The 12,052-nt window shown below is 63.3% G+C and carries 14 protein-coding genes; 10 read left to right on the plus strand and 4 right to left on the minus strand.

From position 1 onward, the window contains the following. Positions 1-13 precede the first annotated feature (13 nt). The 4 genes from QF092_RS01810 to efp form a co-directional block, all read right to left on the minus strand. Positions 14-682, minus strand: a complete 669-nt coding sequence (locus tag QF092_RS01810) for a protein-L-isoaspartate(D-aspartate) O-methyltransferase (RefSeq protein ID WP_281467030.1) — start codon at positions 680-682, stop codon at positions 14-16. Further along, the gene (gene surE / locus QF092_RS01815) at positions 679-1,464 is read right to left on the minus strand and encodes a 5'/3'-nucleotidase SurE (protein WP_281467032.1); all 786 of its coding nucleotides are present in this window, start codon (positions 1,462-1,464) and stop codon (positions 679-681) included. Before surE ends, QF092_RS01810 begins: the two co-directional genes overlap by 4 nt. Before the next feature lie 152 nt (positions 1,465-1,616). Continuing rightward, positions 1,617-1,787: a hypothetical protein gene (locus QF092_RS01820; RefSeq protein WP_281467034.1), complete on the minus strand. Its 171-nt coding sequence runs from the start codon at positions 1,785-1,787 to the stop codon at positions 1,617-1,619. A 296-nt stretch (positions 1,788-2,083) separates the two neighbouring features. Continuing rightward, positions 2,084-2,650, minus strand: coding sequence for an elongation factor P (efp, locus tag QF092_RS01825; RefSeq protein WP_281467036.1), 567 nt, complete (start codon positions 2,648-2,650; stop codon positions 2,084-2,086). Positions 2,651-2,755: 105 nt separating this feature from the next. Between efp and epmA the strand changes: the two genes are divergently transcribed. The 10 genes from epmA (at position 2,756) to QF092_RS01875 (ending at position 12,039) form a co-directional block, all read left to right on the plus strand. Then, positions 2,756-3,817 (plus strand): EF-P lysine aminoacylase EpmA, encoded by a 1,062-nt coding sequence (gene epmA / locus QF092_RS01830; protein ID WP_281467038.1) that lies wholly within the window; start codon positions 2,756-2,758, stop codon positions 3,815-3,817. A gap of 383 nt (positions 3,818-4,200) precedes the next feature. After that, positions 4,201-4,620 (plus strand): response regulator, encoded by a 420-nt coding sequence (locus QF092_RS01835; RefSeq protein ID WP_281467040.1) that lies wholly within the window; start codon positions 4,201-4,203, stop codon positions 4,618-4,620. 168 nt (positions 4,621-4,788) lie between these two features. Then, positions 4,789-5,853 carry a LacI family DNA-binding transcriptional regulator gene (locus QF092_RS01840; RefSeq protein WP_281467042.1) on the plus strand — a complete coding sequence of 355 codons (1,065 nt, stop codon included), beginning with the start codon at positions 4,789-4,791 and terminating at the stop codon, positions 5,851-5,853. A gap of 227 nt (positions 5,854-6,080) precedes the next feature. Further along, positions 6,081-7,397: an ABC transporter substrate-binding protein gene (locus QF092_RS01845; RefSeq protein WP_281467044.1), complete on the plus strand. Its 1,317-nt coding sequence runs from the start codon at positions 6,081-6,083 to the stop codon at positions 7,395-7,397. 128 nt (positions 7,398-7,525) lie between these two features. Beyond that, the gene (locus tag QF092_RS01850; RefSeq protein ID WP_281467046.1) at positions 7,526-8,470 is read left to right on the plus strand and encodes a carbohydrate ABC transporter permease; all 945 of its coding nucleotides are present in this window, start codon (positions 7,526-7,528) and stop codon (positions 8,468-8,470) included. Next, the gene (locus QF092_RS01855; RefSeq protein WP_281467048.1) at positions 8,467-9,408 is read left to right on the plus strand and encodes a carbohydrate ABC transporter permease; all 942 of its coding nucleotides are present in this window, start codon (positions 8,467-8,469) and stop codon (positions 9,406-9,408) included. Before QF092_RS01850 ends, QF092_RS01855 begins: the two co-directional genes overlap by 4 nt. Then, complete coding sequence (locus QF092_RS01860) at positions 9,405-9,593, plus strand: hypothetical protein (protein WP_281467050.1); 189 nt, start codon at positions 9,405-9,407, stop codon at positions 9,591-9,593. The genes QF092_RS01855 and QF092_RS01860 overlap by 4 nt, the downstream gene beginning before the upstream one ends. Positions 9,594-9,598: 5 nt before the next feature. Next, on the plus strand, positions 9,599-9,964 hold the full coding sequence (locus tag QF092_RS01865) for a bleomycin resistance protein (protein ID WP_281467052.1): 366 nt from the start codon (positions 9,599-9,601) through the stop codon (positions 9,962-9,964). Further along, complete coding sequence (locus QF092_RS01870) at positions 9,957-11,054, plus strand: ABC transporter ATP-binding protein (protein ID WP_281467055.1); 1,098 nt, start codon at positions 9,957-9,959, stop codon at positions 11,052-11,054. Before QF092_RS01865 ends, QF092_RS01870 begins: the two co-directional genes overlap by 8 nt. After that, positions 11,047-12,039, plus strand: coding sequence for an ABC transporter ATP-binding protein (locus QF092_RS01875; RefSeq protein WP_281467057.1), 993 nt, complete (start codon positions 11,047-11,049; stop codon positions 12,037-12,039). The genes QF092_RS01870 and QF092_RS01875 overlap by 8 nt, the downstream gene beginning before the upstream one ends. The last annotated feature ends 13 nt before the right edge of the window (positions 12,040-12,052 follow it).

The raw sequence follows: 12,052 nt of genomic DNA on the forward strand, positions 1-12,052 counted from the left end.
GAACCGTTCTCGTTCATTCCGTCCCAAGTCCCTCGACCAGCGGCACAAAGCGCACCTGTCGAAGTTCGTCATAGTCAAAGCCAGTCTCGGTGCGGGTAACCTTGATCAGGCTTTGCACCGCATCCGACTGCCCGACGGGCAACACCATGATACCCCCGGTTTTCAATTGCGCCAATAGGGGGCCGGGGGGGTCTTCGGCGGCGGCCGTCACGATGATGCGATCAAAAGGCGCCTGATCGGGCAGGCCAAAACTGCCATCCCCCGCAATCGCCGTGATATTGGTCAGGTCCAGCGCGCGGAAGATGCCTTCCGCCTCGCGCACCAGCCTGCGGTGGCGGTCGACCGTATAGACGCGCCGCGCCAGTTGGCTCAGGATCGCGGCCTGATAGCCCGACCCCGTGCCCACCTCCAGCACCTTGTCGCGCGGCTGCACAGCCAAGGCCTGCGTCATGATCCCCACGATGCTCGGCTGGCTGATCGTCTGGCCGCAGGCGATGGGTAGCGGCATGTCCTCATAGGCGCGTTCCGCAAACAGCCCGCGCACGAACAGCCCCCGGTCGATCGACTCCATCGCGGACAGCACGCGCTGGTCGGTCACGCCACGTGACCGCAGGGCATAAAGAAACCGCATCTTGCGTTCGGCGGCGGACCCGTCCTCGTCGAAGTCCGCATCCCCCGTCATGCCAGCCGCGCCTCCAGCTCCGCCAAAAGGTCATGCGCCGTCAGGTCCGCCCGCATCGGCGTCACCGCGACAAAGCCTTCAAGGTTCACCGCCGCATCGGTGCCGGGCAGGGTGGGCGTCTGCTGCGGCCCGCCCTTGATCCAAAGATAGCGCCGCCCCGTGGGCGAAAGCTGCGCCTCCGCACTAAAGGACGTGTCGCGCCGGAAGCCCTGCGCGGCGACCTTCACCCCCTTTACCCGTGCCGCAGGCAAAGGCGGGAAATTCACGTTATAGAACACCCGGTAATCATCCTGCGTCCAGATGCCCCGCTCCAGCAGCGCCTTCACCACCGAAAGCCCGTGCTGCCGCGCCGCCTCGAACGGATCGGCCAGCCCGTCCATCTCTGGCCCAAAGAACTGCGACAGGGCGATGGCCGGGATGCCCTGCAAGGCCGCCTCCATCGCGCCGCCAATCGTGCCGGAATAAAGCACGTTCTCGGCGGCGTTATTTCCCCGGTTCACACCGGACAGCACCAGATCGGGCCGCGCGCCTTGCAACACGTCATACAGCCCCGCCAGCACGCAATCCGCCGGGCTCCCCTCGGCGGCAAAGCGGCGGGGGCCAAGCTTTGCGATCATCATCGGATGGGTATAGCTGATGCAATGCCCCACACCCGATTGCTCGAAGGCCGGGGCCACGGTCCAGACCTCGCCCTCCGGCCCTGCAAGGGCGGTAGCGATTTCGTGCAGCACCTCAAGCCCGGGGGCGTTGATGCCGTCGTCATTGGTAATCAGGATGCGCATGCTTTGCCTTCGTCTGCTTGCCCCTGATTAGAACAGGGCAGGCAGGGCGACAAGGCGAAGCGGTCCGATCACGCCAAGACCAAGGCAGGGCGTGACCTGCATGCTGCATCAAGGGGCACTCCCCGCAGCAAGACATCGTGCAGCTGCGGCGCTCACTCCGCCGTTGCCACCGGGTTGGCAGAGGAAAGAAAGAACCCTTCGGGCGCGAACATCACGCCAAGAATGGCAAGGTAGACGATCAGAAACAAGGACATGGCCCCAAGGGATGCCGCCTTCACGGGGCGTTGGATGCCGGGGCGGGCAATCGGCAGGGTCTTGGGCATGGGCAGCGCTCCTCCGAGTCGATTCATCTTGATGATAGCCCATCACGCAATGTTTCGGGTCCTGAAATTTAGCGGAGTTTTGGAACGTCCTCCCCTCAAGCGGGATTTTGCCGGAAATCGTCCCGCGCTAAGCGCCATTTCGCGCGTGCAGCGAAATATCCTTCCCCCACGTCATGCCGCAGCGCAGCATGGCAAAAACCCGCGCGCCCGCAGGCCCCCTGTGCGCGACACCCCGCCATGAATGCAAAAAGGGCGCCCGCAGGGGCGCCCCTCAATCAGTGGCCTTGCACCAAGGATCAATCCTTCGAGCGTTCCACATAGGTCAGGTCGGCCGTGTTGATCACGATCCGCGTCCCCGCCCCGATATGCGGCGGCACCATCACGCGCAGCCCGTTCGAACAGATCGCGGGCTTGTAGGAAGACGATGCCGTCTGCCCTTTCACCACCGGCTCCGTCTCGGTGATCTCCACAACCACCTTCTGCGGCAGGGTCATGGCGATCGGCACGCCTTCAAAGGTCTGCAGGTAAACCTTCATCCCGTCGGTCAGGAAGACCTTGTCATCGCCCACCATATCGGCAGCGGCGACCACCTGCTCATAGGTGTTCGGCTCCATGAAGTGGAAGCCTTCGCCGTCTTCATACAGATAGTCGTATTCCCGTTCGTCCACCGTGGCCTTCTCCACCATCTCGGTGGTGCGCCAACGTTCCGAAACCTTCACCCCGTCCGAGATGCGGCGCATGTCCACGCTGGTCGTGGGCGTGCCTTTGCCGGGGTGGAAGTTTTCGGCTTTCAGCACGACATACAGCTTGCCGTCCATATCGACGACGTTCCCCTTGCGGAGCGATGAGGCGATGACTTTCACGGGTCTTTTCCTTGCGGTTTCGGGAAGGCCCGCTTAACTCACGCGGGCGATTGGCGCTGCACCTAGCGCATCTTCCGCCAAATCTCAAACCGAAAGCGGCATCCCTTGACCACGCGCGACGATCATACTGCCCCGACCCCATGGTGGCACCCCGACCGCCATCAGGACCGCCGCCCCCTTCTGCTCGCCCGCAACCGCATTCAGGCCGCCCTGCGCGGTTGGTTCGCAGCCGAGGGCTTCACCGAAGTCGATCCCGCCGCCCTTCAGATCAGCCCGGGAAACGAGGCGCATCTGCACGCCTTCGCGACCGATGCCCTTGCCCATGACGGCACGGCGCGGCGGATGTATCTGCACACCTCACCCGAATTCGCGATGAAGAAACTCCTCGCCGCCGGGGAAACCCGCATCGCGGCCTTTTCGCATGTCTGGCGCAACCGCGAACGCGGGGCGCTGCACAGCCCGGAATTCACCATGCTGGAATGGTATCGCGCGGGTGAAGATTACGCTGTCCTGATGGAGGACACCGTCACCTTCCTCCGCCTCGCCGCCCAGACCACTGGCGCGCCCCTCCTGCGCTTCCGCGACCGAACCTGCGATCCCTTCGCCCCGTGGGAACGTCTCTCGGTGGCCGACGCTTTCGCTCACCATGCCGCCCTCGACCTCTTGGCCACGATCCGCCCTGATGGCACGCCCGACCGCGATGCCTTGGCCGCGCAGATGGTGGGGCAGGGGATGCAGGTCTCCCCCGATGACACATGGTCGGACCTTCTCTCCAAGGTCCTTGTCACCAAGGTGGAACCCCATCTCGGCCTCGGCCGCATCACCGTCCTCGACCGCTACCCCTCCGCCGAGGCCGCGCTTGCGCGCACCTGCGCCGATGACCCGCGTGAAGCGGAACGGTTCGAGGTCTATGCCTGCGGCGTTGAACTTGCCAATGGCTTTGGCGAACTCACCAACCCCGCAGAACAACGCCGCCGTTTTCAGATCGAGATGGATGAAAAGGCCCGCGTCTATGGCGAACGCTACCCGCTGGATGAAGACTTTCTCGCAGCCCTCGCCCATATGCCGCCCGCCTCGGGCATCGCGCTGGGCTTTGACCGTCTGGTCATGCTTGCCACCGGTGCCCCGCGCATTGATGACGTGATCTGGGCCCCTGTCGCGCCCTGACGCGGCCCCTAAAGCCGCACTGGATCGAGTCGTTTTCTCTGACAGGTCCGCCAAGCGTGAATTGCGTCACTGTCAAAGCTTGGGCGACAATCCGCCACACGGGCTTCCACTGGTTCCCATAGGGAAATCAAGGCCCTGCGATCCTTTCGCAGCTGCCCCCTTTGGGCGTAAACCAAAGTTTATTTGCGATAAACGCAGTTAGCAAAGCGCCGCGATATGTCCCGAAACGGGCCCGCCCCCCGCTTGCCCGACTCGCAAATCCCTCGCACGCTCTGTGTATGGCGGTTGCGGTGACATGTTCTTGGAGGGGGCTTCCGTGATCGCCACACCCTTTCACCCGGACCAAAAGGCCGGCCCGCATGCAACCGCAACAGGACATTGACGTGACAGCTTATCGCCCTGCCACCCCAGACCGGCCAAAGGTCCTCGTGGTCGACGATGACGCGATCAATCGCCTCGTCGCCCGCGTCCTGATCGAGGCGCGCGGCTATGAAGTGCTGGAAGCCGAAGATGGCGAATCCGCTCTGCTGACCTTTGCGGCCACGGCCGATATCGGCCTCATCCTGATGGATCTGGAAATGCCGGGCATGGACGGCCTTGCCGCGACGCGCGCCCTGCGCGGTGGATCGCGCCGTGGGGCCACGGTTCCGATCGTCGCCCTCACGCGGCATATCGACGACACGTCGCGCCGCGCCTGTTTTGACGCAGGGATGAATGGCTTCCTGCCGAAGCCCATCTCTTCTACCGGAATCGAAAGCATCGTCTGCCTCGTCGGACACGGCGCTTCACGCGCTCACGCCTGACAGCGTGCCGACATACTCAAGGCCCGGTCACCGCTCAGCATGGTGATCGGGCCTTTTTTCTGTCCCGTAACCCGCCGCGCAGGCTGCCGCAAAGGGATTGATTGACGTACCTCATCCGTCGCCGGATAAAGGAAAGACCCGCCGCAGGGCAGGGGATGGGATGAGGCTATGACCAGACCAACCGTCAACGACATCGCGCGCGAGGCGGGCGTCAGCCTGGCCACCGTGGACCGCGTGCTGAACGCCCGCCCCGGCGTGCGCGAAAAGACGATCTCGGCGGTCAATGATGCCATTGCGCGGCTTGGCTATGTCCGTGACCTTGCCGCAGCAAACCTTGCCCGCAGTCGCTCCTACCGCATGGTGGTCCTGTTGCCCGCCAGCGATAGCCAGTTCGTCACAACTCTCGCCGCCGCGCTGGATGACGCCGCAGCCCTCGCCGCCGCCACCCGCACCGAAATGCGCCTTCTGCGCTATCCGCCCGAAGATATGCATGTTCTGGCCTCCACGCTTGCCGCGCTTGATCCCGACGATGTGGCGGGCGTCGGCCTCATGGCCCCCGAAACCCCCGTCGTGCGCGATGCTGTGCGCGCGCTCCGGGCGCGTGGGATTCCCGTTGTGGCGCTGGCCTCTGATTTGCCCAACACCGCCCGCGATCATTTCGTCGGCATCGACAGCCATGCCGCAGGCCGCACGGCGGGCGTCCTCATGGGCCGCTTCTGCCGGGGCCTCACAGGGTCGATCCTCGTTTTGGCCGACAGCATGCTTCTGCGCGACAGCATCGAACGCCGCCGTGGGTTCGATGAGGTGATCCAGACCGAATTCCCCGCGCTCACCGTTCTGCCCACGCTGGAAACCCATGGCGCGCCCGATCTCCTGCACCGCCTTGCCGGTGACCGCCTTGCCGCCACGCCCGATCTTGCGGGCATCTATCTCCTCGGCTCTGGCCACCGCGCCTTGGCGGCGCTTTTGCGTGACCGCGGACTTCTGGGCCGTTTCGTCGTGATCGGCCACGAACTCACCCCCCATACCCGCGCGGCACTGATGGCGGGCCATCTGGATGCCGTCATCGCCCAGAACCCCGGCCACCTCGCCCGCTCGGCCCTGCGCGTGCTGCGCGCCAAGGCCGATCGCCAACCCATCGACGAAGGGCAAGAGCGCCTGCGGATCGAGGTGGTGATCCGCGAAAACCTTCCCCCCGAAAGCCCGGAACCGGGCCCCCGCAGCCTGTCCTGATCCCTGTCATCTGCGTGCGGGGGGCAGGGGGCTAACGGCCCCGATGGAAAAATGAGGAACGTACCTCAAAAATTGATGGACAGACTCACCCACCCCGCCTATCGTCACACTTACAGAAGGTCCGGGGGCGGCATCCGTCCGAACGGGCACGCGGAAATGCCGCGACAGGATCGCGGACAAAGGCACGCGACGCTGACGTCATTCGACTGAACCGGGAGGAACAAGAAATGAAGATCAGACTTATGGCCGCCGCCTCGGCGGTTGCGCTGTCGGCTGCGACGATGGCGCAGGCGCAGGGCGGAGAGCTTACCCTCTGCTGGGCCGCATGGGACCCCGCCAACGCGCTGGTGGAACTTTCCAAGGATTTTGAGGCCCAGTCGGGCATCAAGATGAACTTCGAATTCGTGCCGTGGCCGAATTTCGCGGACCGCATGCTGAACGAACTGAACTCCGGCGGTCAGTTGTGCGATCTGCTGATCGGTGACAGCCAGTGGATCGGCGGTGCCGCTGAAAACGGCTGGTATCTGAAACTGAACGATTTCTTCGCTGCCGAAAGCATCAGCATGGACGACTTCGCCCCCGCGACGGTCTATGCCTATTCCACATGGCCAAAGGGCACGCCCAACTATTTCGCCCTGCCTGCGATGGGCGACGCGAATGGCTGGTTCTACCGCAAGGACTGGTTCGCCCGTCCCGAAATTCAGGCCGCTTTCAAGGAACAATATGGCCGCGATCTGGGCGAACCGCAGACCCAGAAAGAACTTCTTGAAATCGCCCAGTTCTTCCAAGGGCGCGAGATCGACGGCAAGACCGTCTACGGTGCGTCCATCTTCACGGAACGCGGGTCGGAAGGCATCACCATGGGCGCGACCGGCGCGCTTTACGCTTGGGGCTTCAAATATGAAAACAGCCCCGGCAGCTATGATATGGCAGGTGCCGTGAACTCGCCCGAGGCGGTCGAGGCGCTGGAATTCTACAAGGAACTCTACAAGACCGGCACGCCTCCGGGCTATGACAACGCCTATATGGAACAGTCGCTCGACGCCTTCAAATCTGGGCAGGTGGCGATGGCGATGAACTGGTTCGCCTTCTTCCCCGGCCTTTATGCCGATCCCAACACCGGGGGCGACAAGATCGACTTCTTCGTGAACCCCGCACAGAACGTCGCGGCCTCCACGCTGGGCGGTCAGGGTATCTCGGTTGTCGCCAATACCGACAACATGGATGGTGCGCTGGCCTATATCAAATGGTTCGCCAATCCGGATGTGCAAAAGAAATGGTGGTCGATGGGCGGCTATTCCTGCCACAAGGCCGTGCTGGATGACCCGAACTTCGTAAACACCGCCCCCTTCGCGGGTGACTTCCTTCAAGCCATGGGTGGGGTGCAGGACTTCTGGCAGGAACCGGCCTATGCCCAGCTTCTGTTGGCCATGCAGGAACGGCTCCACAACTACATCGTGGCCGATCAGGGCACCGCGCAAGAGGCGCTCGATGGCCTGATCGCGGATTGGACCGAAGTCTTCGAAGACGAAGGCAAGCTCTGATCCGATCCCGGTTCCCGCCCCGGTGCCGGGGCGGGGCCCATCCCAGATCAACCGCACCCCCCTTTCCGCACGGGAAGGGGGCAGGGTGAGGGGGCCACCGCCCCCTCCCGCCCCTACGGGACCATGCCATGACCGACCCGATCACCGCCGCCGCCCGCGCCACGCCCGCGCCCGTCGCCCGTCGCATCCGCGGGCTGTCCGACCGTGCCATCGCGTGGCTGTTCGTGGCCCCCACGATCTTTCTTCTGCTGGCGATCAACATCTTCCCGCTGATCTGGACGATCCGGCTCTCCTTCACCAATTACGCCGCCAACCGCCCCAACCGCGAGGTGGAATGGGTCGGCCTGCGCAATTACGAACGCATCCTCACCGATGACGGCATCTGGGCCAATATGCAGACCACGGCCCATTTCCTGCTCTGGACGCTGTTCTTTCAGGTGGTCATCGGCTTCACCCTTGCCTGGCTCATCAACCGCAAATTCAAAGGCAACGATCTGCTCACGACACTGATCGTGCTGCCCATGATGCTCTCGCCCGCCGTGGTGGGGAATTTCTGGACCTTCCTCTACCAACCGCAAATCGGTCTGGTGAACTATGTCGTCGAACTTGTGACGGGCATCCCCGCCTCGTCCTTCTCCATGCTCGGCCCCGGCGGCTATGCCCCTTGGTCCATCATCATCGTCGACACATGGATGTGGACGCCCTTCGTCATGCTCATCTGCCTCGCGGGCCTGCGCTCCATCCCCGATTACATCTACGAGGCGGCGGAAATCGACCGCGCCTCCAAATGGCGGCAATTCTGGACGATCACCGTCCCCATGGTGCTGCCCTTCCTGATGCTCGCCGTCCTCTTCCGGGGGATCGAGAATTTCAAGATGTTCGACATGGTGGTCCTGCTCACGGGCGGGGGCCCCGGCAACGAAACCCTCCTCGCCTCTATCGACCTGAAACGCGAAGCCTTTGAAAAATGGCGCACCGGCTATTCCTCGGCCTATGCCATCATCCTCTTCGTCACGGTCTTCGGCCTTGCCTCCATCTATGTGAAGGCCCTGAACAAGGTTAAGGAAAGATGACCGCCTATTCCGTCACCGAACCCACCGGACGGTCGAAATTCGTCGCCGCCTGCCTTGTCACGCTCTACACGATCGTGACGCTGCTCCCCTTGGTCTGGATCATCTCTACCGGCTTCAAATCCGGGCCGGACAGCATCTCCTACCCGCCCAAGGTTGTGTTCGAACCTTCGCTCGAAGGTTATGTGAACCTCTTCACCACCCGCACCCGTGTCGCGGCCGAGGAATTCCAGAACCTCCCCCCGCCCGATACATGGTATGATCAGATCGTCCGCGACCAAGGCATGGTCATTGCGGGGCCGTCGCGCTTTGGCGAACGGTTCCTCAACTCTGTCATCATCGGCTTTGGTTCAACCTTCCTGTCGATCTTCCTTGGCACATTGGCCGCCTATGCCTTCTCGCGCTTCAAGGTGCCGCTGAAGGATGACCTTCTCTTCTTCATCCTTTCGACCCGGATGATGCCCCCCATCGCGGTCGCCATCCCCATCTACCTGATGTATCGCGAACTGGGCCTGTCGGACACGCATCTGGGCATGATCCTGCTTTACACGGCGGTGAACATTTCCCTCGCTGTTTGGCTGCTGAAAGGCTTCATCGACGAAATCCCCCGCGAATACGAAGAGGCCGCGCTGATCGACGGCTACACGCGGTTTCAGGCTTTCCGCAAAGTGGTCCTCCCTCAGGCCGCCACGGGCATCGCCTCCACCGCCATCTTCTGCCTGATCTTTGCGTGGAACGAATATGCCTTTGCGGTCCTCCTCACCTCTGGCACCGCCCAGACCGCGCCGCCCTTCATCCCCACGATCATCGGCGTGGGCGGGCAGGACTGGCCTGCCGTCGCCGCCGGGGCCACGATCTTCCTCTTGCCCGTGATGATCTTCACCATCCTTCTGCGCAAACACCTCCTGCGCGGCATCACCTTCGGAGCGGTGCGCAAATGATGTCCTTCCTCTCCGGCCTTCTGCGCCTGCGCCGCCGCCCGTGGGAGATGCTCGCCACGATCCTGATCGGCCTTGGCGTCTTCATGCTGATGCAGCCCTTCGCGCTGGCGCTCTTTACCTGGAGCTTCCTCGTCACCCTTCTCGGCACGGTGATGTTCATCATCGTCTCGCATTTCCCGGACTAGGCCCGATGCTGGAAAAGCTCTCCCCGATCCTTCCCGCCCGCGACATCGCCAAGACCAAAGCTTTCTGGTCCCGCCTTGGCTTCGAAACCGTCTATGCCGATGCCGAATACCTGTTGATGAAACGCGACGGGGCCGAGGTGCATTTCTTCCACCACGCCGCGCTCGACCCGGCAAAGAACGACCACGGCGCCTACCTGCGCCCGGCCAACGTTAACGCGCTCGACGCCGAATGGGCCGCCCTTGGCCTGCCCGCCACGGGCATCCCGCGCCTGATGCGCGCCGAAGACAAACCTTGGGGCATGCGCGAACTTGCCCTCATCGACCTTAACGGCAGCCTCATCCGCGCCGGACAGGAGCTTCCCCTTGGCTGAGATCGTCATCCGCAACCTGCGCAAGGAATTCGGCAGCTTCACCGCTGTCCAGCAATCCTCCTTCACCATCGCCGATGGCGAGTTTTTCATGCTGCTCGGCCCCTCCGGCTGCGGCAAGACCACCACGCTGCGCATGATCGCGGGCCTTGAACTGCCGACCTCGGGCGAGATCCTCATCGACGGCGAAGATGTCAGCCAAAAGCCCGCCTCGCAGCGCGACATCGCCATGGTCTTTCAGATGTTCGCCCTCTACCCGCATATGAATGTGCGGAAAAACATCGCCTATCCACTCGTCAGCCAAGGCGTCGCGAAGGATGAGGTGAAGCGGCGGGTCGAGGAAGTTGCCCGCATCCTGCGCATCGAACACCTGCTCGACAAAGGCGTGGGCGGCCTTTCGGGCGGCGACCGTCAGCGCGTGGCGCTGGGCCGCGCCATCGTCCGCCGCCCCAAGGCCTTCATGATGGACGAACCCTTGGGCGCGCTCGACGCCGAATTCCGCGAATTGATGGCGGAAGAGCTTCGCGCCCTTCACGACCGGATGGGCGCCACCACCGTCTATGTCACCCATGATCAGCTTGAGGCGATGCAAATGGGCGACAAGATCGTCGTGATGAACCATGGCGTCGTCGAACAATTCGGCACGCCACAGGATATCTATGACCACCCCGCCACGCTCTTCGTGGCCGATTTCATCGGCAGCCCAGCGATGAATTTCCTGCGCTTCGAAGGGGCCTTCCGTGCAGGCGACACCTCCATCATGTTGGGCGGCGTCCCCATAGAAACCCCTGAACTTCAGGCCGAGGCCGCGCCGCGCCCCCTTGTTCTTGGCGTGCGCCCCGAACATGTGACGCTCACCGATGACGCCCCCTATCGCGGCCGGGTGGAGGCGACGGAATATCTCGGTACCACCCAGATCGTGACGCTCTCCACCGCCCATGGTTCCGTTAAGGCCCGCATCCCCTCTGGCCATGTCGCCCGACCCGGCGAAACAGTGGGCCTCTCCTTCACCGCGCGCAGCCTGTCGGTCTTTGATGCCGCCACGGGCCGCGCCTTCCGCACAGCGGCGAATGCGGGGGTGCATCATGGCTGACGTCGTCCTTTCCGGCCTGACCAAATCCTACGGCACGACGCGCGCGCTGACCGATATGACGATGACCATCGAGGATGGCTCTTTCGTCGTCCTCCTTGGCCCCACCGGGGCAGGCAAGACCACCACGCTCCGCCTGATCGCGGGCCTCGACCGCCCCGATCAAGGCGATATCCGCATCGAAGGCCGCTCGGTGCTTTCCGACACACCCGCCCAACGCGACGTGGCGATGGTGTTCCAGCAATATTCGCTCTACCCCCACCTCACGGTGCGCGAAAACCTCGCCTTCCCGCTGCGTTCCCCGGTTCTGAACTGGTCCGAACCCGACATCGCCCGCAAGATCGGCGAAGTGGCCGAGGTGCTGCGCATCTCCCACAAGCTCGACAACAAGGCGACGCAGCTTTCGGGGGGCGAGATGCAGCGCGTCTCCATCGGCCGCGCCCTTGTCCGCAGCCCGCGCATCTATCTGATGGATGAACCGCTTTCCTCGCTTGATGCCAAACTCCGTGCCGATCTTCGGATCGAACTTAAACGCATCCATGCCGAACTGGGCGCGACCTTCCTCTATGTCACCCATGACCAGATCGAGGCGATGACCATGGCCTCGCATGTCGGTGTGCTGGATCAGGGCAGGCTCGTGCAATTCGGCACGCCCCGCGACATCTATGAAAACCCCATCAGCACCTATGTCGCCAGCCGCCTAGGTCAGCCCCGCATCAACCTTCTGCCCGCCGATGCCTTTGGCGCGGCCAAGCCCGGCGCGGCGCAGATCGGCCTTAGGCCCGAACATGTCCATATGGGCGAAGGCCAAGCCGCCACCGTCCGCCGCGTGGAACATCTGGGCGACCAGACGCGCCTGCATCTGACCATGAGCGGGCATGAGATCATCACGCTGGCCGATCCCCACACCACCCTCGCCCCCGGCGATGCCGTGGCGATCCGCCCCGAAACCCCGCTCTGGTTCGATGCCAGCGGCAACCGCATCTGACGGAAGGAGACCG

Origin of the sequence: Fuscovulum ytuae, assembly GCF_029953595.1 — a bacterium.
GTDB lineage: Bacteria > Pseudomonadota > Alphaproteobacteria > Rhodobacterales > Rhodobacteraceae > Paragemmobacter > Paragemmobacter ytuae.

Bases quoted from the DNA above. Each gene is read 5' to 3' on its own strand.
- QF092_RS01850 (WP_281467046.1), top strand. From the start codon at position 7,526: ATGACCGACCCGATCACCGCCGCCGCCCGCGCCACGCCCGCGCCCGTC.
- QF092_RS01875 (WP_281467057.1), top strand. From the start codon at position 11,047: ATGGCTGACGTCGTCCTTTCCGGCCTGACCAAATCCTACGGCACGACG.
- surE (WP_281467032.1), bottom strand. From the start codon at position 1,464: ATGCGCATCCTGATTACCAATGACGACGGCATCAACGCCCCCGGGCTT.
- QF092_RS01810 (WP_281467030.1), bottom strand. From the start codon at position 682: ATGACGGGGGATGCGGACTTCGACGAGGACGGGTCCGCCGCCGAACGC.
- QF092_RS01860 (WP_281467050.1), top strand. From the start codon at position 9,405: ATGATGTCCTTCCTCTCCGGCCTTCTGCGCCTGCGCCGCCGCCCGTGG.
- QF092_RS01820 (WP_281467034.1), bottom strand. From the start codon at position 1,787: ATGCCCAAGACCCTGCCGATTGCCCGCCCCGGCATCCAACGCCCCGTG.
- QF092_RS01865 (WP_281467052.1), top strand. From the start codon at position 9,599: ATGCTGGAAAAGCTCTCCCCGATCCTTCCCGCCCGCGACATCGCCAAG.
- QF092_RS01845 (WP_281467044.1), top strand. From the start codon at position 6,081: ATGAAGATCAGACTTATGGCCGCCGCCTCGGCGGTTGCGCTGTCGGCT.
- QF092_RS01855 (WP_281467048.1), top strand. From the start codon at position 8,467: ATGACCGCCTATTCCGTCACCGAACCCACCGGACGGTCGAAATTCGTC.
- QF092_RS01840 (WP_281467042.1), top strand. From the start codon at position 4,789: ATGACCAGACCAACCGTCAACGACATCGCGCGCGAGGCGGGCGTCAGC.